The sequence below is a fragment of the Metapseudomonas otitidis genome, assembly GCF_011397855.1.
Lineage (GTDB): Bacteria > Pseudomonadota > Gammaproteobacteria > Pseudomonadales > Pseudomonadaceae > Metapseudomonas > Metapseudomonas otitidis.
In genome coordinates this window covers 201,180-224,311 of record NZ_AP022642.1, presented here as the reverse complement: position 1 = coordinate 224,311, position 23,132 = coordinate 201,180, and the positions used below count along the sequence as shown (strand labels likewise).

At 68.7% G+C, this 23,132-nt stretch carries 26 protein-coding genes; 9 read left to right on the top strand and 17 right to left on the bottom strand.

The genetic code is table 11. The features are described 5' to 3' along the window. Window positions 1-5: 5 nt before the first annotated feature. The 3 genes from PotMrB4_RS01115 to PotMrB4_RS01105 form a co-directional block, all read right to left on the bottom strand. Window positions 6-638 carry a LysE family transporter gene (locus PotMrB4_RS01115; protein WP_044400877.1) on the bottom strand — a complete coding sequence of 211 codons (633 nt, stop codon included), beginning with the start codon at window positions 636-638 and terminating at the stop codon, window positions 6-8. A gap of 80 nt (window positions 639-718) precedes the next feature. Continuing rightward, window positions 719-1,258 carry a mechanosensitive ion channel family protein gene (locus tag PotMrB4_RS01110; RefSeq protein WP_074967019.1) on the bottom strand — a complete coding sequence of 180 codons (540 nt, stop codon included), beginning with the start codon at window positions 1,256-1,258 and terminating at the stop codon, window positions 719-721. Next, window positions 1,258-3,174, bottom strand: a complete 1,917-nt coding sequence (locus PotMrB4_RS01105; RefSeq protein ID WP_044400871.1) for an ATP-binding cassette domain-containing protein — start codon at window positions 3,172-3,174, stop codon at window positions 1,258-1,260. Before PotMrB4_RS01105 ends, PotMrB4_RS01110 begins: the two co-directional genes overlap by 1 nt. A gap of 50 nt (window positions 3,175-3,224) precedes the next feature. Between PotMrB4_RS01105 and PotMrB4_RS01100 the strand changes: the two genes are divergently transcribed. Further along, complete coding sequence (locus PotMrB4_RS01100) at window positions 3,225-3,683, top strand: TIGR02444 family protein (protein ID WP_172432291.1); 459 nt, start codon at window positions 3,225-3,227, stop codon at window positions 3,681-3,683. On the opposite strand, the gene PotMrB4_RS01095 is transcribed toward PotMrB4_RS01100, so the two are convergent. Then, window positions 3,680-4,648, bottom strand: a complete 969-nt coding sequence (locus PotMrB4_RS01095; protein ID WP_172432290.1) for an AlgP family protein — start codon at window positions 4,646-4,648, stop codon at window positions 3,680-3,682. The genes PotMrB4_RS01100 and PotMrB4_RS01095 overlap by 4 nt on opposite strands. 128 nt (window positions 4,649-4,776) lie before the next feature. Here PotMrB4_RS01095 and PotMrB4_RS01090 point away from each other — a divergent pair, with 128 nt between their 5' ends. Continuing rightward, complete coding sequence (locus PotMrB4_RS01090) at window positions 4,777-5,418, top strand: FKBP-type peptidyl-prolyl cis-trans isomerase (RefSeq protein WP_172432289.1); 642 nt, start codon at window positions 4,777-4,779, stop codon at window positions 5,416-5,418. On the opposite strand, the gene PotMrB4_RS01085 is transcribed toward PotMrB4_RS01090, so the two are convergent. Together PotMrB4_RS01085 and PotMrB4_RS01080 are read right to left on the bottom strand one after the other, a co-directional pair. Next, window positions 5,419-5,883: an Rsd/AlgQ family anti-sigma factor gene (locus PotMrB4_RS01085; RefSeq protein ID WP_044400860.1), complete on the bottom strand. Its 465-nt coding sequence runs from the start codon at window positions 5,881-5,883 to the stop codon at window positions 5,419-5,421. A 241-nt stretch (window positions 5,884-6,124) separates the two neighbouring features. Further along, entirely contained in the window at window positions 6,125-6,616 is a 492-nt protein-coding gene (locus PotMrB4_RS01080) for a disulfide bond formation protein B (RefSeq protein WP_044400857.1), read from the bottom strand. Between the two features lie 104 nt (window positions 6,617-6,720). Between PotMrB4_RS01080 and PotMrB4_RS01075 the strand changes: the two genes are divergently transcribed. Beyond that, a complete protein-coding gene (locus PotMrB4_RS01075) occupies window positions 6,721-7,806 on the top strand; it encodes a PQQ-dependent sugar dehydrogenase (protein ID WP_172432288.1) in 1,086 nt (361 codons plus the stop codon). Here the strand turns inward: PotMrB4_RS01075 and PotMrB4_RS01070 are convergent. The 6 genes from PotMrB4_RS01070 to PotMrB4_RS01045 form a co-directional block, all read right to left on the bottom strand. Continuing rightward, complete coding sequence (locus PotMrB4_RS01070; RefSeq protein ID WP_107328748.1) at window positions 7,794-9,026, bottom strand: heme biosynthesis HemY N-terminal domain-containing protein; 1,233 nt, start codon at window positions 9,024-9,026, stop codon at window positions 7,794-7,796. The genes PotMrB4_RS01075 and PotMrB4_RS01070 overlap by 13 nt on opposite strands. Continuing rightward, on the bottom strand, window positions 9,023-10,195 hold the full coding sequence (locus tag PotMrB4_RS01065; RefSeq protein WP_172432287.1) for a uroporphyrinogen-III C-methyltransferase: 1,173 nt from the start codon (window positions 10,193-10,195) through the stop codon (window positions 9,023-9,025). Before PotMrB4_RS01065 ends, PotMrB4_RS01070 begins: the two co-directional genes overlap by 4 nt. 16 nt (window positions 10,196-10,211) lie before the next feature. Further along, window positions 10,212-10,982, bottom strand: coding sequence for a uroporphyrinogen-III synthase (locus PotMrB4_RS01060; RefSeq protein ID WP_172432286.1), 771 nt, complete (start codon window positions 10,980-10,982; stop codon window positions 10,212-10,214). After that, window positions 10,979-11,917: a hydroxymethylbilane synthase gene (hemC, locus tag PotMrB4_RS01055; RefSeq protein ID WP_172432285.1), complete on the bottom strand. Its 939-nt coding sequence runs from the start codon at window positions 11,915-11,917 to the stop codon at window positions 10,979-10,981. The genes PotMrB4_RS01060 and hemC overlap by 4 nt, the downstream gene beginning before the upstream one ends. A gap of 91 nt (window positions 11,918-12,008) precedes the next feature. After that, a complete protein-coding gene (locus tag PotMrB4_RS01050) occupies window positions 12,009-12,755 on the bottom strand; it encodes a LytR/AlgR family response regulator transcription factor (RefSeq protein WP_044400839.1) in 747 nt (248 codons plus the stop codon). Next, complete coding sequence (locus PotMrB4_RS01045; RefSeq protein ID WP_172432284.1) at window positions 12,752-13,831, bottom strand: sensor histidine kinase; 1,080 nt, start codon at window positions 13,829-13,831, stop codon at window positions 12,752-12,754. The genes PotMrB4_RS01050 and PotMrB4_RS01045 overlap by 4 nt, the downstream gene beginning before the upstream one ends. A gap of 225 nt (window positions 13,832-14,056) precedes the next feature. Here PotMrB4_RS01045 and argH point away from each other — a divergent pair, with 225 nt between their 5' ends. Then, complete coding sequence (gene argH, locus PotMrB4_RS01040) at window positions 14,057-15,451, top strand: argininosuccinate lyase (protein WP_044400833.1); 1,395 nt, start codon at window positions 14,057-14,059, stop codon at window positions 15,449-15,451. Window positions 15,452-15,510: 59 nt separating this feature from the next. On the opposite strand, the gene PotMrB4_RS01035 is transcribed toward argH, so the two are convergent. After that, window positions 15,511-16,176, bottom strand: a complete 666-nt coding sequence (locus tag PotMrB4_RS01035) for a glutathione S-transferase family protein (RefSeq protein ID WP_142013029.1) — start codon at window positions 16,174-16,176, stop codon at window positions 15,511-15,513. Between the two features lie 144 nt (window positions 16,177-16,320). Between PotMrB4_RS01035 and PotMrB4_RS01030 the strand changes: the two genes are divergently transcribed. The 4 genes from PotMrB4_RS01030 to PotMrB4_RS01015 all read left to right on the top strand — a co-directional run bounded on the left by PotMrB4_RS01030 (window position 16,321) and on the right by PotMrB4_RS01015 (window position 20,689). Further along, entirely contained in the window at window positions 16,321-16,596 is a 276-nt protein-coding gene (locus PotMrB4_RS01030; RefSeq protein ID WP_044400827.1) for a hypothetical protein, read from the top strand. Window positions 16,597-16,664: 68 nt separating this feature from the next. After that, the gene (locus tag PotMrB4_RS01025) at window positions 16,665-17,435 is read left to right on the top strand and encodes a substrate-binding periplasmic protein (protein WP_172432283.1); all 771 of its coding nucleotides are present in this window, start codon (window positions 16,665-16,667) and stop codon (window positions 17,433-17,435) included. 67 nt (window positions 17,436-17,502) lie between these two features. Beyond that, window positions 17,503-17,757, top strand: coding sequence for a TIGR02647 family protein (locus PotMrB4_RS01020; RefSeq protein WP_044400821.1), 255 nt, complete (start codon window positions 17,503-17,505; stop codon window positions 17,755-17,757). A gap of 85 nt (window positions 17,758-17,842) precedes the next feature. Beyond that, a complete protein-coding gene (locus PotMrB4_RS01015; RefSeq protein ID WP_172432282.1) occupies window positions 17,843-20,689 on the top strand; it encodes a class I adenylate cyclase in 2,847 nt (948 codons plus the stop codon). 18 nt (window positions 20,690-20,707) lie between these two features. On the opposite strand, the gene rnk is transcribed toward PotMrB4_RS01015, so the two are convergent. The 4 genes from rnk to PotMrB4_RS00995 all read right to left on the bottom strand — a co-directional run bounded on the left by rnk (window position 20,708) and on the right by PotMrB4_RS00995 (window position 22,856). Continuing rightward, window positions 20,708-21,115 carry a nucleoside diphosphate kinase regulator gene (rnk, locus tag PotMrB4_RS01010; RefSeq protein ID WP_074966986.1) on the bottom strand — a complete coding sequence of 136 codons (408 nt, stop codon included), beginning with the start codon at window positions 21,113-21,115 and terminating at the stop codon, window positions 20,708-20,710. A gap of 147 nt (window positions 21,116-21,262) precedes the next feature. Beyond that, window positions 21,263-21,466: a DUF1289 domain-containing protein gene (locus PotMrB4_RS01005; RefSeq protein WP_172432281.1), complete on the bottom strand. Its 204-nt coding sequence runs from the start codon at window positions 21,464-21,466 to the stop codon at window positions 21,263-21,265. Further along, the gene (cyaY, locus tag PotMrB4_RS01000; protein WP_044400810.1) at window positions 21,447-21,779 is read right to left on the bottom strand and encodes an iron donor protein CyaY; all 333 of its coding nucleotides are present in this window, start codon (window positions 21,777-21,779) and stop codon (window positions 21,447-21,449) included. The genes PotMrB4_RS01005 and cyaY overlap by 20 nt, the downstream gene beginning before the upstream one ends. A 39-nt stretch (window positions 21,780-21,818) precedes the next feature. Next, window positions 21,819-22,856: an AraC family transcriptional regulator gene (locus PotMrB4_RS00995; protein ID WP_172432280.1), complete on the bottom strand. Its 1,038-nt coding sequence runs from the start codon at window positions 22,854-22,856 to the stop codon at window positions 21,819-21,821. 150 nt (window positions 22,857-23,006) lie between these two features. Here PotMrB4_RS00995 and lptM point away from each other — a divergent pair, with 150 nt between their 5' ends. Then, window positions 23,007-23,132 (top strand): LPS translocon maturation chaperone LptM, encoded by a 126-nt coding sequence (lptM, locus tag PotMrB4_RS00990; protein ID WP_074966982.1) that lies wholly within the window; start codon window positions 23,007-23,009, stop codon window positions 23,130-23,132.

Sequence of the window (23,132 nt, the reverse complement as noted above, 5' to 3'; positions counted from 1 at the left end):
CTGCATCACGCCGGGGCGCGGCGCACGGTGGCCAGCAGGGCGGCAGCGCCGACGAACAGCGCAGCGAAGGTGCGGTTCATGGTGCGCTGCTGGGCCGGGGAGCGCAGCAGGCGCAGCACCTTGGCAGCCAGGCCGGTGTAGCCGGCCATGACGATCAGGTCGACGGTGATCATGGTCGCGCCCATCACCAGATACTGCGGCAGCAGCGGGGCGTGGGGATCGATGAACTGCGGCAGCACGGCGAGCATGAAGACGATCGCCTTGGGGTTGCTCACGTTCACCAGGAAGCCGCGCAGCACCATGGTCAGCGGTCGGCCCAGAGGACGCTCGCCGGCACCGGCGTCGAGGTCACTGGGCAGCGCGCGCCACTGGCGGTAGGCCAGGTAGGCGAGGTAGGCCACGCCGAACCACTTGATCAGGCCGAAGGCCATGGCCGAGGTGGCGAGGATGGCGCCCACGCCGGCAGCGACGATGGCAATCTGCAGCGCCAGGCCCAGTTGCAGGCCGATGGCGTTCCAGTAGCCACGCAGGAAGCCGTATTGCAGGCCGGAGGACATGGACGCGATGGCGCCCGCGCCAGGGGACAGGCTGATCACCCAGCAGGCGACCAGAAATGCGAGCCAGGTGTGCAGAGCCATGGCAGGACCTCGGGAATTTCAGGGTTGGGGTCAGGCAGCCTACTCCGCAGCGGGTTCGCTGCACAGCCCCCGGCCGGCGCTCAGCGCCAGCGGCGCACGGCTTTCTGGAAGAACAGGCTGTTGGGCACCTGGATCAGCGCGCCAGCGGCCCCTTCGGTGACGTCCTGCAGGGTGGTGTAGAAGAGGTTGATGGCCACCACGCGGCCCTTCACGCCGGGCTTGTCGGCGCTCTCCACCACCTCCACCGTGTCGCCCAGACGGAACGGCCCGAGGGAGAAGATCAGCACCGCGCAGAACATGTTGGAGAGCACGCTCCAGATGGCGAAGAACGCCACCGCCGCCACGGCAGTGAAGCCGGTGATGGCCGTCCACAGCACCTCGGCGGACACCCCCAGGCGCTCCAGCACCAACATGAAGGCGCTGCCCAGGATCATCCAGCGCAGCAGGCCGCGCAGCGGCAGCAGCAGCTCCTGGGGCAGCTGCGGGTAGCGATTGCCCAGGCGGGTGATGCCCCGCGTCACCAGGCGCTGGACCAGCCAGGCGAGGAACAGGATGAGCAGCACCTGTGCGCTGCGGATCAGCGGCTCGCTCCAGGCGGCCAGCAGGTCGAGCTCGTCCATCAGTCGGCGGCCTCCAGTTGGGCCTGCAGCGACTCGAGGTGCTCCAGGGCTTCCAGCCACTGCTCTTCCAGTTCAGCCTCGCGGGCCTTCAGGCGGGCCTGTTCGGCCAGGGCCTCACGCAGCTCGTCCTTGCGCGCCGATTCGTAGAGGCCGGCGTCGCCCAGGCGGGTTTCCACCTCGGCCAGTTGCTCGTGGACCTTGCCCAGGTCCTTCTCCAGCTTCTCGGCCTGCTTCTTGAACGGCGCCAGTTGCTGACGCAGGGCGGCGGCGGCCTGGCGCTGGGCGCGCTTGTCGGTGCCGGCGCCATTGGGGGCCGAGGGAGCGCTGCTGGCCGGGGCCTGGCGGGCACGGTAGTCGACGAGCCAGCGGGCGTAGTCGTCGAGGTCGCCATCGAAGGGCTGGATGCGGCCGTCGGCCACCAGCAGGAACTCGTCGGTGGTGCTCTTGAGCAGGTGGCGATCGTGGGAGACCACCAGCACCGCGCCGGCGAACTCCTGCAGGGCCATGGTCAGCGCCAGGCGCATTTCCAGGTCCAGGTGGTTGGTGGGTTCGTCGAGCAGCAGCAGGTTGGGCTTCTGCCAGGCGATCAGCGCCAGGGCCAGGCGCGCCTTCTCGCCACCGGAGAAGTTCAGCACCGGCTCGTCGCAGCGGTCGCCGCGGAAGTCGAAGCCGCCGAGGAAATCGCGCAGGGTCTGCTCGCGCTCGGCCGGGGCGATGCGCTGCAGGTGCAGCAACGGGCTGGCCTTGGGATCGAGGGAGTCCAGCTGGTGCTGGGCGAAGTAGCCGATGGCGAGGTTCTCGCCCCGGGCCAGGCGTCCGGCCACAGGCGCCAGTTCACCGGAAAGGGTCTTGATCAGGGTGGACTTGCCCGCGCCATTGGGGCCGAGCAGGCCGATGCGCGCACCGGGAACGAGCTGCAGCTTGACCTGCTGCAGCACCACCTTGTCGCCGTAGCCGAGCTGGCCTTCGGACACGTCCAGCAGCGGACTGGAGATCTTGTCCGCCTCGCGGAAGACGAAGTCGAAGGGCGAATCGACGTGGGCGGGCGCCAGTTCCTCCAGGCGCTCCAGGGCCTTGATCCGGCTCTGCGCCTGGCGGGCCTTGGTGGCCTGGGCCTTGAAGCGGGCGATGTACTTCTCCATGTGCGCACGCTGGGCCTGCTGCTTCTCGTAGGCCTGTTGCTGCTGCGCCAGGCGCTCGGCGCGGGTGCGCTCGAAGGCCGAGTAGCCGCCGCGGTAGAGGGTCAGCTTCTGCTGTTCCAGGTGGGCGACGTTGTCCACCACGGCATCGAGGAAGTCGCGGTCGTGGGAGATCAGCAGCAGGGTGCCGGGGTAGCCCTTGAGCCACTCCTCCAGCCAGAGGATGGCGTCGAGATCCAGGTGGTTGGTGGGCTCGTCGAGCAACAGCAGCTCGGACGGGCACATCAGCGCCTGGGCCAGGTTCAGGCGCATCCGCCAGCCACCGGAGAAGTCGCCGACGCGGCGGTCCATCTGCTCGGCAGTAAAGCCCAGGCCGGCCAGCAGCTTGCGGGCGCGGGCATCGGCGGTGTAGCCGTCGGCGCTGTCCAGTTCGATGTGCAGGCGGGCGATGGCGGTGCCGTCGTGGCCGGCCTCGGCGGCGGCCAGTTCGGCCTGCACGCGACGCAGGTGCACGTCGCCGTCGAGGACATAGTCCACCGCCAGGCGGTCGAGGGTATCCACCTCCTGGCGCATGTGGGCGATGCGCCAGTCGGCCGGCACGAAGCAATCGCCGGCGTCGGGGCCGAGCTCGCCGCGCAGCAGGGCGAAGAGGCTGGATTTACCGGCACCGTTGGCGCCGATGAGGCCGACCTTCTGGCCGGTGTGCAGGGTCAGTTCGGCGCCTTCGAGCAGGCGCTGGGGACCGCGCTGTAGAGTGAGGTTCTGGAGTCGGATCATAATGGCGGCGGAGTTTATCAGCTTCATTCCGCCACCGCCCGGTACACGCCATGCCCCCCGATCTATGGAATTTCGCCCTGCAACTCTACGCCCGGCCCGGCGTCGAGGCGGCCTGTCTGGCGCTTCAGGAAGAGGGCGCGGACGTCTGCCTGTTGCTGGCAGCCCGTTGGCTGGAGGCGCGCGGCGTCACCTGCACGCCCGAGCGCTGCGACGCCCTGCGCAATCTGGCGGAACCCTGGCAGCGAGACGTGGTGATGCCCCTGCGTCGCCTGCGCCAGGACTGGCGAGACGGTGCGCAACAGGATGGGGAACGGGCGGCCCTGCGGCAGCGGTTGAAGGACCTGGAGCTGGACGCGGAGCGGGCATTGCTGGCGCGCCTGGAGCAGGCTGCCGCGCATTGGCCGGCGAGCCAGGACGAGCAGGGTTGCTGGTTGGAGGCCTTGGCGGGGGATGCCGGGAAGGCCTGCGACGCGCTGGATCGACTGCGCGCCGCAGGCCGGATGCCTTAGGCGGACGGCGTCGCCGGAGCGGCGGACTCGGGGGCCGCAGCAGGAGCTGCCGGAGCCGCGGCGGGTGCAGCCGGTGTGGCCGGCTTGGCGGCAGGAGCCTTGGCTACAGCCTTGGGCTTGGCAGCGGGTTTGGCGGCCGGCTTGGCGGCGGGTTTCGCAGCAGCAGGCTTGGCCGCAGCGGGCTTGGCAGCAGCGGGCTTGGCAGCAGCCGGTTTCGCGGCGGTTGCCTTGGCCGGGGCCTTGGCGGCCGGTGCTTTGGCTGCCGCTGGTTTGGCGGCAGGCTTGGCAGCTGCTGCAGCCGGCTTGGCCGGGGCGGCCTTGCTGGCAGCCGGCTTGGCAGCGGCAGGCTTGCTGGCCGGTTTGGCGGCCGGTTTGCTCGCGGCCTTGGCCGGCGCCTTCGCGGCAGGCTTGGCAGCGGGTTTCGCGGCGGCCTTGCTGGCGGCGGGTTTGGCCGCAGCCGGCTTCGCGGCCTTGGCGGGCGCGGCCTTGCTCACGGCGGGCTTGGCAGCCGGTTTGGCGGCAGCAGGTTTGGCAGCGGCCTTGGTGGCCGGCTTGGCCTTGGCTTCACGGGCGGCGAGGGCCTTGTTGGCGGCTTCCTTCACCTTGCCGACGCCCTGGGCCAGCTTGAGGCTTTCCTGGGCATCACGCTTGAGCTCGATGATGTAGGCACGGGTCTCGGCCTGGCGGGCCTTGAGGGCTTCGAGCAGCTCCTCCAGCTCGGCGATGGCGTCTTTCGCCTTGGCCTGGGCCTTGGCCTTGCCGGCCTTGGCAGCGTCCTGCAGCTTGGTGCGGGCGCCGTGGAGTTTCTCCTGGGCCTTGCCGCGCTGCTTCTCCAGTTTGGTCAGCAGTTTCTCGGCATCGACCAACGCCTGGCTGCAGGCGTTCTCGAGGTGTTCGATCAGGCTGTGGGACAGTTGCTGGAGCAGGTGCAGCGGGGTGCTAACGGGCTTCTTCTTGGCCGACATGGCGCGCCTCCGGGCGGTCGATGGTGCGGCCCATACTAGACCCCGATTCAACGCGTCGCTAGCTCCCTGCCGCGCACCGGTTCACGGCGCTGGCATAATCGCAGCCCCTGCCTTCCGGAGTGTTTTCCATGCGCCGTCTCGCCCTGTTGCCCCTGTGCCTGCTGCTGGGTGCCGCGCATGCGGCGGACGACCAGAAGGACCTCGCCTACAGCATGGGCGCGAAGATCGGCGAGCGTCTGCGCGCCGAGGCGCCGGGGCTGCCGCTGGACGAGCTGCTGCGCGGGCTTTCGCGGACCTACAAGGGCGAGAAGCCCGAGCTGGACCCGACGCGCATGGAGAAGCTTCTGGAACACCACGAAGCGAGCCTGGAGCAGGCCGGCTCGAGTACGAAGCGGGCGCAGACGGCAGAGAAGTATTTCCTGGCCCTGGAGCGGGGCAAGTACGGCGTGAAGGAGTTGCCCGGCGGCATCCTGGTGACCGAGCTGCACCACGGCAGCGGCCCGAAGCCTTCGGCCAACGGCCAGGTGCGCGTGACCTATCGCGGCCAGCTGGCCGATGGCAGCGTGTTCGACGAGAGCAGCACGCCGCAGTGGTTCCGCCTGGACAGCGTCATCGCGGGGTGGCGGGAAGCCTTGCAGCAGATGCCGGTGGGCGCACGCTGGCGGCTGGTGATTCCTTCGGATAAGGCCTATGGAGCGGAGGGCGCCGGGGATGTGATCCCACCCCATGCGCCCCTGGTGTTCGAGCTGGAGCTACTCGAAACGAAGTGATCAGGCGAGCTGGGTCGCCTGGTCCTGATGGGCGGTGTGCAGCACCTCGATGAGGCAGTCCTCCAGGTCGAAACGCTCGTGCAGCAGTTGCCCCAGGCGTTTCAGCTCGGTCTTGAAGCAGATCTCGCGGTTCTCGCTGCCGTCGCAGCAGTCGTTGAAGCCGAGCGCGGCCTCGGTGATGGCCTCAATGCGCGGGTAGATCTGCTTGGCCAGTTCCAGGCCACGCTGATCACCAAAGGCCCGCGCCTCGTTCATCAGTTGCTCGTAGACCTCGAAATGACCGGCCGAGACGTAGTCCACCAGCACTTCGCAGAAGCCTTGCAGCGCCTCGGGCGATGGCACTTCGGGGCTGTGATCCAGGCGGGTGAAGACCCCGATGAGTTCCTGACGTTCCTGCAACCAGCGGTCGATCAACTGGTGTACGCCACCCCAGCGTTCCTGGGCGTTCTTGCAGCTCTCGAGCATGATGACCTCGCGTCCCTAACCATTGATGCTGTCGTCTGCGCCGAGACGGTTTTTTGTCGATCGGGGCATATGAAGGGAGACGGGACATGGAAGCGGCAGCTTTCCGACGTCACGTGCGGGCCAGAGTATGCCGCTGCCGACGGGCCTTCAAGGCACCCGGCGGGAAAATTTCATACAGGCGTTTGATCGTCGAACCGCGCCATATCTGGCCCGCTGGGGCCAGGCATGGCGGGAGGGGAAGTCAGGCGCGGCGCAGCAGCTGGTACAGCGAGAAGAGGATGCAACCGGCGAAGGCCAGCAGGCTCCACTCGGGAATGCTCATGCCGAACAGCGTCCAGGTGACCTCGGCGCAATCGGCGGTGCCATGGAGCATCAGCTTGACGATCTCCTGGAACGGCAGCGCCTCCATCATGAACTCCAGGCTCGGCAGGCAGGCCGGCAGCTGGTCGGCCGGAACACCCTGCAGCCAGACCTGGCGCCCGGCGGTGGCGGCACCACCGGCGGCAAACAGCAGCGCCAGCACCGAGTAGACGCGACGGCCCTTGACCTGCGGGTTGTGCAGCGCCGCCGCCAGGCAGGCGATGCCGAACAGAATGATGAAGATGCGCTGGACGATGCACAGCGGGCAGGGCTCCAGCCCCTCCACGTGCTCCAGGTAGAGGGCACCGGCCATCACGGCGACGCAGGCGAGGAAGGCGGCGAAGAAAAGCGGACGCGGGCTGGCCAGGCTCATGGCGGCTCCCAGGGAAATGAAAGGCCGTTACGGTAGAGGAAGGGCCTTGGCCTTTCAAGACGACGGGCTAGTCTGCAGCGGGTACCCATCCGGAGAAGAACGCCATGCGTCGGTTGATCCCGCTCCTGCTGCTCGCCCCGCTGCTGGCCGAGGCCCGGCTGCCCCTGGAACAGATCCGGCTGCCACCGGGTTTTCGCATCGAGGTGCTCAGCGACCAGGTGCCCAACGCCCGGGAAATGGCCTGGGGCGAGGACGGCACCCTGTTCGTCGGCAGCAACGCCGCCGGCAACGTCTATGCAGTGGACCCGGGCAACGGTCGCGCACGCATCATCGCCAAGGGCCTACAGATGCCCGTGGGCGTCGCCTTCCACCAGGGCGACCTCTATGTGTCGGCGGTCAGCCGCATCCTCCGCCTGCGCGACATCGAGTCGCGGCTGGACGCGCCACCCAGCCCCGAGCAGGTCGGCCCGGACTTCCCCACGGAGACCCACCATGGCTGGAAGTTCATCGCCTTCGGCCCCGACGGCAAGCTGTACGTGCCGGTGGGCGCGCCCTGCAACGTCTGCGAGCGCGACCCGGACCTGTACGCTGCCCTGCACCGCATGAACCCCGACGGCAGCGGGCTGGAGCTGGTGGCCCGGGGCATCCGCAACACCGTCGGCTTCGACTGGCACCCGAAGACCGGGGAACTGTGGTTCAGCGACAACGGCCGCGACCTGATGGGCGACGACGTGCCGGACTGCGAACTCAACCGGATCAGCACCACCAACCCGCATTTCGGTTTCCCCTACTGCCACGCCGGCACGGTGGCCGACCCGCAATTCGGCGGGCGGGCCTGCAGCGAATTCGTGCCGCCAGTGGCCAGGCTCGGGCCCCACGTGGCCCCGCTGGGCCTGCGCTTCTACACGGGCACGCAGTTCCCGGCGGCATACCGAGACAACCTGTTCATCGCCGAGCACGGCTCATGGAACCGCAGCCAGAAGATCGGCTACCGCATCAAGCGCGTGGAACTGAATGGGGACGGCAGCCTGAAACGCCAGAGCGTGTTCGCCGAAGGCTGGCTGCAGGGGCAGCAGGCCTGGGGCCGGCCTGCCGATGTGCTGGTGGCCCCTGACGGGTCGCTGCTGGTGAGCGACGACCAGGCCGGGGCGATCTACCGCATTCGCTACGACGCCGATCAGGCGCGCTGATCGGCGGGTTGCGGCAAGCGGGGCAGGCGCTCCGCCAGGCCCTCCTGGAACAGCTGGTTGCTGCGCTCCAGCTCGCCCATGTGCGCCAGCAGGCGTGCCAGCTCACCACACAGTTCCGGCTCGCGGCCGAAGCTCAGGCCCGTCTCGAAGTAGTCGCGGGCCTTGCCCCACAGGCTGTTCTGCAGGCTCAGCCGGCCCAGGGTGAGGAACAGCACCGGATCGCCCGGCTGCTCCTTGAGGAAGCCCTCGGCGGTCTGCAGCTGGCGTGCCGGGTCAGCCCCGCGCAGGCGGCCGTAGAAGCGCACCAGCTCGCGGTCGTAGCCGCGCTTGAGGGCGATGCGCACGGCTTCCTCGGCTTCGGGCTCGGCGCCCAGGTGGCGCAGCTGCTCGGCAAAGGCCAGCACCAGGCGCGGTTCGGCACGCTGGGCGGCAGACAGGTGCTGCCAGGCTTGGATCAGGGGGTTGAGGGCGTTCTCGCCCTCGTTCAAGCCGGCCTGCCCGGCATGCACCAGGCGCTCGCTCCAGGCATTCAGCTCCAGCTGGGCGATCTCCGACTCCGGCAGGGCCTTGTTCTTGCGCAGCTCTGGGACGAGCCCCACCAGGGCCGCCAGGTCGCCGCGCTGGCGCTGCAGCTGGACCAGCTGGCGCAGCACCTGGTGGTGCTTGGGGTGGTGCTCATGCATGGCCTTGAGGGTGTCGAGCGCGCCATTCAGGTCGCCACGCTCCTGCTGCAGCTCGGCATGGGCCAGGGCGATGGCCAGTTCGGCCTGGGGCTGGCGCTCCAGGGCTCGCTCCAGCAGTTGGTCGCTCTCTTCGTACTGGCCGATGCGGTTGGCCGCGCGGGCCGCGCCCAGGTAGAACATCAGCGGTTGCGGATCCGCCTCGGCGGCGCGGCGCAGGTGGCGCAACGCACGGGCCCAGCGGCCTTCGGCCAGGTCGAGCAGGCCCTGCTCCGAGGCCAGGCGCACACGGCGCCGGGCATTGCGTCGCGACCAGGGGTTGATCACCCCGCCGGAGACGAAGATCAGGCTCAGCACCAGGCGTACGCCCCACACCAGAAGCGCAAGCACGGCGACCAGGGCGAGGAAGGCCCAGAGGCTGGATTCGTAGCGGAAGCCCTTGTAGGCGAACAACACGTAGCCGGGGTGCTGGACCACGGCGACGCCCACCAGGGCGACCGCAGCGGCCACCAGCAGGAGGATCAGGACGATGCGTCTCATTGGCCCTGGCCCTCCGCTGCCGGCGTGTCTTCGAGGTCCTGGCCGGCGGCCGGCTCAGCCTGCGCCGGGGCCTTGGCCTGGCCCTTGGGCTCGGCGATGCGCTGGCCACGGGCGAGGTAGGCCTGGACGGCCTCCAGGGCCGGGGCCAGGTCCGGCGTGCTGACTTCGACCGGCTGCTCGGCGAGCTCGCCAAGGCGGGCCATGAGGGCGCGGCTCTCGGGGTTCTCGTCGTTGAACTGGGTGTCCAGCACGTCCCGGGCCTGCTTCAGCGACTGCTGGTAGACCTGGGTCTGGCCATGCAGCGCCGCCCACTGGGCCTGCTCCAGGGCCAGGGAGAGGGCCAGGCGGACCTGGGACAGGCCCTGGCCGCTGAGCAGCGGCTTGATGTTCTGGTCAGCATCGAACTGGATGCGGAAGTAGTGGGAGAGCTTCTCCAGCCATTCACCCCACCAGCTGCCGCCGTCGCCTTCGGCAGCCATGTTGCGCAGCACGCCACCCTTGTCCTCGAAAGCCGGGGCCAGGGGCTGCAAACTGGCCGCCTGCTCGCGCAGGGCGCCGAGCTGGAGGAACAGGCCGGTGCGGTCCGGCTGCGGGGTGGTGCGCAGGGCTTCGAGGCTGCGGGAAAGCTGCTCGCGGGCGCCGAAGGCGGCCGGGTCGTCCTGCTCGCGGAGGATGTCGTCGGCGGCTTCCACCAGGGCCTTGGCGCTGGTGATGTCCTGCAAGGCGGAGAGGCGCAGGCTGGCCAGGCGCAGCAGGTGCTCGGCCTCGGCCAGGCGCCAGTCCTTGCGGCTGGCGCCGAGGACGCTTTCCACCCGCTGGCTCAGGCGCTGCTGGTCGTTCTGCAGGTTGGCCAGCAGGCGGCGACGCTCGTCCAGCTCCTCGGGGGTCGGCAGGCGGTCGATGCGCTCGGCCAGGCGCTTGTCGCTCTGCTCCAGGCTCTGGGCGCGCCCCTGGGCGTCCTGCACCAGGCTTTGCTGCTGCTGGTCACGGGCCTCGATGGCGTGCAGTTGCCAGAGGCTCAAGCCGCCGACGCCGGCACCGGCGGCGCCGATGAGCAGGGCGAGAAGGGCAAGGCCGTTGCCTCGCGCGGCGGGCTTGCCGGTGGGGGGCACGACGGCCTCGGAAGCCGGGGATTGCTGCTCGGGTTTCACCAGGTCTGCTTCGCTCACGTATCCATCCTTTGCATCAGGGGGCCGGGGCTGGTTGGTTCTCCAGTGCCGCCAAAAGAGCCGCGGCGCTGGCACCGCGGCAATCCACAACATCAAGCGCCCCGGCGTCCCGGGCCGACTGGGCCACTCGGGGGCTGGGAACGAACAAGGGTAGACGGGCCAGGTGCGGCCAGGCGTCGGCCGCCAGCTCCAGCAAGTGCTGGAGGCCCTGCCCACTGCTGACCACCAGGCCGTTCAGGCGTTCCGCCTGGATGAGGCGCGGCAGGGCGCCTTCCGGGTAGGCCGGCAAACGGCGGCGGTAGAGTTCCAGATAGTCCACCGAGGCGCCTTGGCCGCGCAAACGCTCGCCCAGGAATTCTCGGCCACCCTCGCCACGCATGATCAACACACGGGGTGCCGGGCCGGCGAGCACCTCGGTGAAACGGGGCAGGGCCAGCAGGGCTTCGCTGTCGTCGCCGCCGGTTGGCCAGTGCACGTCGAGCCCACGCTCGGCCAGCACTTGGCCGGTGGCGGCGCCGACGCTGAACCACACCGGGCCGGCAGGCGGCTGCGGCCAATGGCGGTCCATGCGGGCCAGCCCGAGGCGCGCGGCCGGCTTGCTGACCACGACGACGGCGTTGTAACGGTCGAGTTCGAGGAGGGACTGGCTTTGCCCGGGGGCTTCGTCCAGCGGCTCGATCTCCAGCAGCGGGAGGCAGGCGCTGTGCACGCCCCGGTCGGCCAGCAGGGCGGCCAGGGCTTCACTGTCGTCGCGAGGACGGGTGATCAGCAGGCGCCAGCCTGTCACGGATGGCCAGCCTCGCCATAGACCGCCTTGAGAATGGTTTCCGCGCCCTGGCCGAGCAGGTCTTCGGCTACGCGCACGCCCAGTTGCTCGGCTTCGTCCGCCGACGCACGGGACTCGGCACGCAGCAGCTGGCCGCCATCGGGCTGGCCCACCAGGCCGCGCAGCCAGAGCTGGTCGCCCTCGAGCACGGCGTAGCAGGCGATGGGCACCTGGCAACCGCCATTGAGGCGCTTGTTGAGGGCGCGCTCGGCGTTCACACGTACGGCGGTGTCGCGGTGGTGCAGCGGGGCGAGCAGGGCGTGCACTTCGGCATCGGCGGTGCGGCACTCGATGCCCACGGCACCCTGGCCGCCAGCGGGCAGGCTGTCGTCGACGCTGATGGAGGAGCGGATGCGGTCCTCGAAGCCCAGGCGGATCAGGCCGGCGGCAGCGAGGATGATGGCGTCGTACTCGCCGGCATCCAGCTTGGCCAGGCGGGTGTTGACGTTGCCGCGCAGGAAGTGGATGCGCAGGTCCGGGCGACGGGCCAGCAGCTGGGCCTGGCGGCGCAGGCTGGAGGTGCCGACGATGCTGCCGGCGGGCAGGGCATCGAGGCTGTCGAAACGGTTGGAGACGAAGGCGTCGCGGGGGTCTTCGCGCTCGCAGATGCAGAACAGGCCCAGGCCTTCGGGGAAGTCCATCGGCACGTCCTTCATGGAGTGCACGGCGATGTCGGCCTCGTTCTCCAGCAGAGCAGTTTCCAGTTCCTTCACGAACAGGCCTTTGCCACCGATCTTCGCCAGCGGCGCGTCGAGCAGCTTGTCGCCCCGGCTGACCATGGGCACCAGGCTGACGCGCAGGCCGGGATGGGCCTGTTCCAGGGCGGACTTGACGTATTCGGCCTGCCACAGGGCCAGGGCACTCTTGCGGGTGGCAATGCGGATTTCGCGGGGCATGTAGGAATTCCGGAAGCGAGACTGCCCGGCATGATAACAGGCCACGCACGGCCGGCGCGCGAGGCACGGCTCGCGCGCCGGCGGCGGTTGGTCAGAGGTTGTGCATCAGCTTGCGCACACCCGCCACATGGCGACGGCTGACGGTGAGCGCATCGCCATTGAGCCCCTTGAGGTAGAGCTGGAAGTGTCCGAGCGGGGTGCGCTGGAGCCGTTCGATGCGCTCGCGGGCCACCAGGGCGTTGCGGTGGATGCGCACGAAGCGGTCGCCGAACTCGTCCTCCAGCGCCTTGAGCGGCTCGTCCAGCAGCACCTCGCCCTGCTCGTGGCGCAGGGTCACGTACTTGTGGTCGGCGATGAAGTAGATCACCTGGTCCAGCGGGATCAGCTCGATGCCCTTGCGGGTCCGCGCGCTGATGTGGGAGCGCGGCCCCACGCCACTTTCCGCAGCCGGGCGGGTGAGGGCAGCCAGTTGCACCCGATTGGGCCGTTCGGCCTTCTTCAGTGCATCGGCCAGGGCCTCGGGCCGGACGGGTTTGACCAGGTAGCCCACGGCGCTGACCTGGAAGGCATCCAGGGCGAACTCGTCATGGGCGGTGCAGAAGATCACGGCCGGCGGTGCCTCTTTCTCGCACAGTCGCGCGGCGACCTGCAGGCCATCGAGCCCGGGCATGCGGATGTCGAGCAACACGACATCCGGCTTCAGGCTGTCGATCAGGGTGAGAGCCTCCTCGCCATTGGTGGCGGCGGGCTCCAGGACTCGGTAGCCATCGAGCTCTCCGACCAGGCGGCTGAGGCGCTCTCGGGCAAGTGGTTCGTCATCGACGATCAGGACATTCATATTGCTCGGGCTTCCTGCGTGAGTCTCGCACAAGGATAGCGTAGACAGGTGAAGTGGCGACCGTCACGGCGCTCCACGCTGAGACTGGCTCCGGGGCCGAAAAGTGCCGTGAGTCGGGCATCAATGTTGGTCAGTGCCTGATGGGTTCCGCGCGAAGGCCGGTTTTCCGCCCCTTCATCGAAGGGATTGCTCACGCGGAGCAGGAACACCCCATCCTGGTACTCGGCTTCGACCCGCACCAGCCCACCCTCGATCCGCGGCTGGATGCCATAGATCAGGGCATTTTCCAGCAGCGGCTGCAGTGTGAGTTGCGGAATCGGCAAATCATCAGGCACATCGTCAACCTGCCACTCCAACTGTAGTCGTTCTCCGAGACGATATTGCTCGATCGAGAGATAGCGCCTGGCCAGTTCCAGCTCATCGCTCCAGCGCACCAGGGTGCCGGGCTTGGCCAGGCTGGCACGGAACAGGTCGGAGAGGTCCAGCACCGCCTGCTCCGCCTTCACCGGGTCGATGGCGACCAGGCTGGCGATGCTGTTGAGGCTGTTGAAGAGGAAGTGCGGGCGGATGCGCGCCTGCAGGGATTCGATGCGCGCCTTCAGTTCGGCCTGCTGCTGACGCCGCCACTGGCTCTGCAGGTAGAAGTAGCGCAGCACCAGGGTCGACATGATCAGGCTGATGAGCCCGTGGCGCAGGTAGAGGTTCACTTCCCCGGCCCTTGGCAGCGGCCCGCCGAGTTCGTAGTAGTCCGCCACGGCGGTGCAGGCCAGGGTCAGCCCCACCACGAGGAGCGAGCAGGCGATACCGGCGGTGGCCGGGCTCAGCCGGGCGAGGAATGGCCGCAGGCGGCACAGCAAAGCCGCCGACAGCAGGACGATCCACTGCACGAATAACGAGGTCAGCGCCAGGCGGATCCAGTTGAAGTCCGGCACCAGCGGTTCGGCGAGCACCAGCACCAGCACCAGCAGCTCCGCCAGCAGCACCAGGCCGAGCAGGGCCTCCGGCTGGCAGAGCTCCGGCAGGAAGAAGTCATCGTCGGGGGCGACTGTGCGGCCCTGGGCAGGGGATCGTGGCATCCGGGCAGTGTTACCGGGCGGCGCATGGCCAGCAAGCCGGCACACACTCGCCGGGCGAAATCGATCACCGAAACGCCGACACGACTGCAAATCTGTGAAGCACCCGACACTCCCCGGCCGGTCGGCCGCGCCATCGGGGCACGCCGGTTTTGCCGGCAAGGCTGCTATCATCGCCCCCCATCACGGCCCTCGGCCTTCCTTCACCGCCAGCTATCGAGCCCAGTCATGAGCACCGACAAGACCAATCAGTCCTGGGGCGGCCGCTTCAGCGAGCCCGTCGACGCCTTCGTCGCCCGCTTCACCGCCTCCGTCGACTTCGACAAGCGCCTCTACCGCCACGACATCATGGGCTCCATCGCCCACGCCACCATGCTGGCCGAGGCCGGCGTGCTGACCGTCGAAGAGCGCGATGCCATCGAGCAGGGCCTGAAGGAAATCCAGGCCGAGATCGAGGCCGGCACCTTCGAGTGGCGCGTCGACCTGGAAGACGTGCACATGAACATCGAGGCCCGGCTGACCGACCGCATCGGCATCACCGGCAAGAAGCTGCACACCGGCCGCTCGCGCAACGACCAGGTGGCCACCGACATCCGCCTGTGGCTGCGTGACGAGATCGACCTGATCCTCGCCGAGCTGACCCGCCTGCAAGAGGGCCTGCTGGGCCTGGCGGAAGCCGAGGCGGACACCATCATGCCCGGCTTCACCCACCTGCAGACCGCCCAGCCGGTCACCTTCGGCCACCACCTGCTGGCCTGGTTCGAGATGCTCAGCCGCGACCACGAGCGCCTGGTGGACTGCCGCAAGCGGGTCAACCGCATGCCCCTGGGCAGCGCCGCCCTGGCCGGCACCACCTACCCGATCCAGCGCGAAGTCACCTGCCGCCTGCTGGGCTTCGAAGCCATCTCCGGCAACTCCCTGGACGGCGTCTCCGACCGTGACTTCGCCATCGAATTCTGCGCCGCCGCCTCCCTGGCGATGATGCACCTGTCGCGCTTCTCCGAAGAGCTGGTGCTCTGGACCAGCGCCCAGTTCCAGTTCATCGACCTGCCCGACCGCTTCTGCACCGGCTCCTCGATCATGCCGCAGAAGAAGAACCCCGACGTGCCCGAGCTGGTGCGCGGCAAGTCCGGTCGCGTGTTCGGCCACCTGGCCGGCCTGCTGACCCTGATGAAGGGCCAGCCGCTGGCCTACAACAAGGACAACCAGGAAGACAAGGAGCCGCTGTTCGACGCCGCCGACACCCTGCGCGACTCGCTCCGCGCCTTCGCCGACATGGTCCCGGCCATCAAGCCCAAGCGTGAGGTCATGCGCGAAGCGGCCCGTCGCGGCTTCTCCACCGCCACCGACCTGGCCGACTACCTGGTACGCAAGGGCCTGCCCTTCCGCGACTGCCACGAGATCGTCGGCCATGCCGTGAAGTACGGCGTCGAGTCCGGCAAGGACCTGGCCGAAATGAGCCTCGACGAACTGCGCCGCTTCAGCGACCAGATCGGCGACGACGTGTTCGCCGTACTGACCCTGGAAGGCTCGGTCAACGCCCGCGACCACATCGGCGGCACCGCCCCGAACCAGGTCCGCGCCGCCGTTGCCCGTGGCCGCCAACTGCTGGCCAGCCGCTGAGGCAACGGGACACGAAAACGCCGGCATCAGCCGGCGTTTTCATTTCCAGCCCAGAACACTCAGCCCTGGGTCCGCGCCTTGATCATTGCCAGGAACGCCGGCATGTCCTGCGCCTTGTCCTCGGCGATGCGCTGCACGTGGGGGTTCTGCGCCAGTTGCTGAAGCAGCGCGCGGGCGGCGGGCAGTTCGGCCAGGAAGTCGACGCCCATCACCTTGCGGCCCACCTCGTAAGCGAGGTCGACGCTGTAGAGGAAATACAGGTCCGCCAGGGTCAGCGTTTCGCCCGCCACGAAGGGCGCGAAGCGAGCATGACGCCCCAGCGTCGCGAAACCGGCGGTCAGCTCGACACGGGCCTTCTCGCGAATGGCCTCGGGCACCGCAACACCGAAGAACGCCTGCATGTGGCAGGTGCGTGCCGGCAGCTCGATGTACAGCTCGATTTCCCGGCACAGGGCGCGGACCACCGCACGGGCATACAGGTCGCCAGGCAGCAGCGGGTGCTCGGGGAAGCGTTCTTCCAGGTAGTCGAGGATGGCGCTGGTCTCGTTGATGAAACCGTGCTCGGTCTCCAGCACCGGCACCTTGCCGCGTGGGCTGCAGGCGAGGAAGGCCGGCTCCTGGCTGGCGTGAACCTTCACTTCCTCGAAGGGCAGGCCTTTTTCCAGCAGGGCCAGCTTGACCATGTTGTAGTAGTTGCTGACGCAGAATCCGTGGAGCTTGAGCATGGGGCCTCCTGGGCCAGTGCGTGGACCGGCCAGTTATAGCCGTGGCATCGGTGGCCTGCCAGTTGCATCGATCCGGTGAATGGACGGCGGCGACCTGCCGGCCGCCGTGGCACACTGCGCATCCGAACCGAACAGGAACCCGCCATGAGCGAACACGACGACAGCGAAGAAGCCTTCGCCGAGGAAACCCTGATCCAGGCCGTGGAGAACCAGATCGAGGCCGGCGAGCCCGCTGCAGCAAAGGCCACCTTCAACAAGCTGACCCTGGTGGGCTACGAGCGCGAGGAATGCCTGCAGATGATGGCCCTGGTGCTCGCCTGCGCCATCCAGCGCCTGGAGGCCGACCAGCCTTTCGACATGGCCTGGTATGAAAGCGCACTGCGGGCCCTGCCGGACCTGCCGGAAGAAGCACAGGATTGATCCAGGCCACGGCTTGCGCGGGCTGCCGCCGCTAGCATCACGCCCTCATCCCCCACAGGAGCCCCTGCATGGCCAAGCGTTCGGCGTGCCCGTTCCGGGGCCTTCTTCGCCTGGGCCTGCTCCTGTTGTTTGTGGCTGGCGGCCACGTGGCAAAGGCGGAGCCGCTGCAAGTGGGCGCCGAGGATGACTGGTACCCCTACACCGCCTGGCGGGACGGGCGCATCCAGGGCATGTCCGCCGACATCGTGCGGGCGGCATTCGCCGCCGTGGGCGAGGACGTGGAGCTGGTGCCCTATCCCTACGCACGCTGCATGCAACTGGCCCAGTCCGGACGCCTGGCCGCGTGCTTCAACACCGCGCCCAATGCCGAGATCGAGCGTGACTACCTGCTGCCCCGGCACCCGCTGTTCCGCGACGACATCCTGCTCTGGGCCCCCAGCTACCGCGCCACGCCGGTGACCGACCTCGGCCAGCTCGCCGGTCGGCGGGTCGCCGTGACGGTGGGCTACGAGTACGGCGAAACCTTCGACCGCCTGGCCGACGTGGTGCGCGTGACGGTGCGCAAGGACATCAGCGGCTTCCTGATGCTGCAGCACGACCGCGTCGACTACGTGGCCGCCTACCGCGGCACCACCGAGGCGCTGGTACGCGACAACCCCGAGCTGCGCGGGTTGTTCACCGCCGTCGCCACACTGCACCAACCCGAGCTTTATCTGTCCTTCTCGCGCCAGCATCCGGGGGCGCCGGCCCTGCTGCAGCGCTTCGACGAGGGCATGGCGATCATCCAGGGCAACGGCCGCTACCGCGCGATTCTGTCGCAGTGGGGCGTGGGCGGCTGAATCCGCATCTACACTCTCCGGGAGCCGGCCCGTCCGAAGGCCGGTACAGGACGACCAGGAGCCCCACATGACGTCGTACACCCCCGAATTGATCGCCGAGCTGGAACTGCTGACCCTGTTCAACCTGGACAACACCCAGGAAGGCCTCAAGGTCCACAACAACGCCGCCCCCAGCCTGATCGAAGCCGCCTTGCGCCTGCACCACAAGGGCCTGCTGACCCAGCCCGACGGCGGCTACCTCACCAGCCTCGGCCTGGACGCAGCCGAACACGCACAAGGCCTGCTGACCATCCTCACGACCGCACCCGCCCTTTCGAACTGACCCCGCGACGTCTCGCCCCGCACCGCCCCTGCCCGCCGGCATCGCCGGCTGGTAGGCTGTGCGCATTCTTCCGGCAGACGCTTCGATGACCCGCACTCAGGAAATCCGCCCCGACATCGACGACGGCATCGACCGCAAGGTCCTGACCCAGCTGCGCGCGCGCTTCCTGAAGGTCAACGCCGGTCGGCTCGAACGCGCCCTGCTCGGTCTCTCCAGCCGCCAGCAGATAGTGCTGCGCCTGCTGCCCCTGCTGTTCCACGTCAACCACCCGCTGTTGCCGGGCTACGTCTCGGGGCAGACCCCTGCCGGGGTCAGCGGCTACGAGCCGGACGACGACGTACTCGCCGAAGCCCAGCGCCTGACCCGCTCGTTCGCCTACAAGGGCCGCCGCGGTTCGGCGCCGACACCGATCCAGGGCCTGTTCCTGATGGGCAGCCTGGGCACCGTGGCCCAGGCCGAGCAGAGCGACATGGACCTGTGGGTCTGCCACGACCCGGAGCTGCCGGCACCGGCCATCGCCGAGCTGCGCCGCAAGTGCGACCTGCTGGAGGCCTGGGCCGCGACCCTGGGCGCCGAGGCGCACTTCTTCCTGATCGACCCCCAGCGCTTCGTGGTGGGCGACCGCGAGACCCACCTCACCTCCGACGACTGCGGCACCACCCAGCACTACCTGCTGCTGGACGAGTTCTACCGCACCGCCATCTGGCTCGGCGGACGCACGCCGCTGTGGTGGCTGGTACCGGTGTATGAGGAAGGGCGCTACGCCGACTACACCGCCAAGCTGCTTTCGCGTCGCTTCATCCGTGCCGAGGAAGTGCTGGACCTGGGGCACCTGTCGCACATCCCCGTGGGCGAGTTCGTCGGGGCCGGGATGTGGCAGCTGTTCAAGGGCATCGAGTCACCCTACAAGTCGGTGCTCAAGCTGCTGCTGACCGAGGTCTACGCCAGCGAGCACCCGAAAGTGCAGTGCCTGTCGCTGCGCTTCAAGCAGGCGGTGTACGCCAACCACCTGGACCTGGACGAGCTCGACCCCTACATCGTGATCTACCGCCGTCTGGAGGAATACCTGCTGGCCCGGGGCGAGCGCGAGCGCCTGGAGCTGATCCGCCGCTGCCTCTACCTGAAGATCGACAAGAAGCTCAGCCGCCCGCCACGCAACCGCGCCAAGAGCTGGCAACGCCTGCTGTTCGAGCGCCTGACCCGTGAGTGGCGGTGGGATGACCGACAACTGGCGCTGCTCGACAGCCGCAGCCAATGGAAGGTGCGCCAGGTGGGCACCGAGCGCCGGGCGCTGGTCAACGAGCTGACCTACAGCTACCGCTTCCTCTCCGAATTCGCCCGCGCCCAGCACGCCATCAGCTCGCTCAACAGCCGCGACCTGGGCGTGCTCGGCCGCCGCCTGTACGCCGCCTTCGAACGCAAGGCGGGCAAGGTGGAGTTCATCAACCCCGGCATCGCCCCGGACCTGGCCGAGGACACCCTCACCCTGGCTCAGAGCCCGAGCCCCGAGCGCGAAGGCGAGACCCTCTGGGCGCTCTACCCGGGTAGCCTCAACGCCCTCGAATGGCGCGACTTCGCCCCGATCAAGCGGGCCCGCGAACTGGTTGAACTGCTGGCCTGGTGTCACCGCAACGGGGTGATCGACGCCTCAACGCGCCTGTCCCTGCACCCGGGCGACAGCGACCTCACCGAGTACGAGCTGTCCAACCTGGTCAGCAGCCTGCAGCAGGGCTTCCCGCTGCCGCTGCCGATGGTGGACGAGGCCGCGCTGCTGCGACCGAGCGTGCCGCGCCAGGTGCTGCTGCTGGTGAACGTGGGCATCGATCCGCTGAAGCAGCACAGCCAGATGAACCTGCACATGACCACCGAGCGCACCGATTCGCTCGGCTACGCCGGCTCGCGGGAGAACCTGGTGCTGACCCTCGACCAGGTGACCCTGAACAGCTGGAACGAGCTGCTGGTGACCCGCTACGACGGGCCCTACGCCCCGCTGGACTGCCTGCGCGAATTCCTCAACAGCGTGGACCCCGCTGCGCCACCGGACCTGCGGGTGCGCTGCTTCTGCCGCAACCGCGCGCAACCCATCGCCCAGCGGGTGGAGGATCTGTTCCTCGACACCCTCGCCCTGCTCGGCAACGGCCAGGTGACCCGCTACCTGCTGCAGGTGCAGCAGCAGTACCACGTGCTGGAACTGCTGCCGGGCCAGGTGGCCCACACCGCGCTGCCGGACCTGCCGGCGCTGCTGGAACACCTGGGCGAGGACCTGCCGGCCTACAGCCCGTTGCAGCTGGATCGCTACGCCCTGGAGAACGAGGACCTGGCGCTGATCCTGCCACTGGGGCGCCCGGGCTGCATCCAGGTGTTCTACCGCCAGGACGGCGAGACGGCGGAGCTCACGGTGCTCGACGAGCACAACGCCGTGTGGCGCCAGCGCCTGCCCTTCCGCGATCCGCAAAGCCTGCTGACGCCGCTGCAGCGCTTCCTGCAGTCGGTGCTCTACCGGCGCAACGCGCTGCTGCCGCTGGACCAACCGGCCCCGCAGAGCGGTCTTGAGGTTCTTTATTACGAGGTGCTGCCGTCGCCGCCCTTGCGCGCGCAGCAGGTGGAACGGCGGGTTGCGCCGCAGTCACCGGTGAGCCACCCGTTCTACGACGTGCAGGCGATCGTCGAGCCGCTGGACGCGAACCGCGTCCACATCACGCTCTACTGCAACCACCGGGAGTTTTCCGAACTGGAATATGGCGGCGAGCTGTTCGCCGCCGTGGCGCGCCACATCCTCGCCCAGCGCAGCACCGCCGAGCGCTATCCCTGCTACATCACCGACCTGGACCTGTCGCGGGTCCTCGGCGAGGGGCATGCGCAGACGGTGCACTACCTGCGCTACAAGGCGGAGCTGGAACGGGAACTGAATCGGGCGCTGGGCCTGGCCTGACGCCAGGCCCGGAGGGGCTCAACGGTCGTATTCGCCCGCGGCCTCGGGCTGGTACTCCACAGCCAGGAGCGTCAGCTTGAGGGTCTTGCCGCCGGGCACCGGCCAGTCGATGTCCTGCCCCACGGAGAGGCCGAGCAGCGCACTGCCCACCGGCGCCAGCACCGACACCTTGCCTTCGCCACCGGCGTCCTGGGGGTAGACCAGGGTCAGGTGGTAGTCCTTGCCACTGGCATCCTCGCGGCAATGCACGCGGGAATTCATGGTCACCACGCCCGGCGGCACCTCGTCGTGGCCCACCACCTGGGCGCGGGCGAGCTCCCGCTCCAGCGCCTCGGCGCCGGGGCCGAACTCCTCCAGTTCATCGAGCAGACGCTCCAGTCGCTGAAGGTCGAGGCGGGTGATGATGATCGAGGGTTGAGTGGTCATGGCAAATCCGATACTCCGGTTCCTAGGCTCGAAAAAGCGAAAACCCCGCCCGAAGGCGGGGTTTCCAGATGCTGTTCAGGCCGTACGCCATGGCGACGGCCCGACCGACACTACGTCACCACGGAGGCTCTTGGCAAGACCATCCGGTCATGGCCGTCGCACCGCGAGGCGCTGGGCGGCGTCGCGGCAAATCTGCCGGCGACGGTCGTCGCTGGCTTCGCCCCACTGCAGAATCTCACTCAGGCTGCGCCCGCATCCGATGCAGATATCGGCGTCGTCCAGGCAGCAACGACGCACGCAGGGTGACGCGGGCCGGGGCTCGGGCGGCGGCTCAGAGCTCGTCGAACTCAAGGTCTTCGCCCGCCTGCTCGCGGGTCACGCGGGCGAGCAGTTCGCCCAGCGGCTCGTCGCTGGTGTCGCAGATCCAGCGTTGCGACTCCGCGTCGTAGTCGAAGTGGAAGCCGCCGGAGCGGGCCGCTACCCACAGCTGGCGCAGGGGCTCCTGGCGGCTGAGGATGACCTGGCTGCCGTTCTCGAAACGGATGGTGAGGACGCCCGCGCTGTTCTCCAGGTCCACGTCCAGGTCGCTGCCATCGAAGAGGTCCTCGACGGCCTCCTGGACTTCGTCGACCAGATCGTGGAAACGCGCTTCGCTCAAACTCATCGGATGTACCTCAGGAAAAATGGAAACGTGGGCGACCTTTCAGCGCCCGAGGTGGCGACGGTACTCGCCTGGGCTCTGCCCGGTCCAGCGGCGGAAGGCCCGCGCCAGGGAGCCGGCCTCGCTGAAGCCGACCAGGAAGGCGATGTCGGCCAGCTCCAGGGCCGGATCGCGCAGATAATGCAGCACCAGTTGCTGCCGCGTCTCGTCCACCAGTTGGCTGAAGGTCAGGCCCGCGTCACGCAGGCGCCGCTGCAGGGTGCGCGGGCTCAGGCCCAGGTCGGCGGCCAGGTGTTCCAGGTCGGCGCCGTCCTCGACCAGGCGCCCGGCCAGTGCCAGGCGCGCCCGGTCGAGCACGCTCTGGCCCTGGCGCAATTCCCCCAGCAGGCGGTCGGCGTAGGCATCGAGCATCTGCCGGACGTGTGAGTCGGCCTGGCCCAGGGGCGTGGCCAGCAGACGGCGGGGGAACACCAGGGCGTTGTCGGGTTGGCCGAACAGCACCGGGCAGCGGAATACCCGACGGTGCTCGGCGGCGTCGGCAGGCGCGGGGTGCTGGAAGCGCACCTCCGTGGGCGGTATATCGAGCCCGCTGATCCAGCGCCCGAAGGTGACCCAGCCGGCCAGGGACTCCTCCGCCACCTGGTCGCGCAGCAGCGGCAGCGACGGCTCCCAGGCCAGCCGCACCAGGGGCTCCTGGCCGGCGCGCGGAGGCTCGTCGTCCAGTTCCACCTGGCCGAGGTTGCCCACCAGGGCGGCATAGCGCGCCTGGCGGTGGAGGGCGTCGGAAAGGGTCGGGCAGCTCATCAGCAGGTAGCCGAGCACGCCGTAGTAACCGGGGCGCACCGCTTCGCCCAGGTGCAGCCCCAGGCGTGGATCGTCCAGCCGCGCCATGGCCTGGCCCAGGAGTTCGAGATAAGCACTGGCGGCGATGCGCTGTTCGCGCTGGGCGAGGATGGAAGGGGTCAGCTGGATGCCGGCAAGGAAGGCCGCCGGCTCGATGCCGTGGCGCGCCACGTGGTCCACCAGGCCCTGGAGGTAGGCAACCGAAACCGAGCCGGCAAGGGGGGAAGAGGGGTCCATTCGGCCTCCGTTTTTGCCGCCCATCCTAGTGGCGCGAAAGCCCGTTTGGCTAGGCGCAGCGCCCGCCCGGCGGGTGTTTCGGCGCATAGGCAAGGCGATGGGTGGTCGGTATACTCCCGACCCAATTACGCATTGTTCAAGGATCTCGCCATGAAGCGGCTGCTCACCCCCATCGTTGCGCTCCTCGCTGTTGCCTGCCTGCTGGGCGGCTGTGGCCAGAAAGGCCCGCTGTACCTGCCTGACGACACCAAGTCCTCCTCCGAACACGCGCACTGA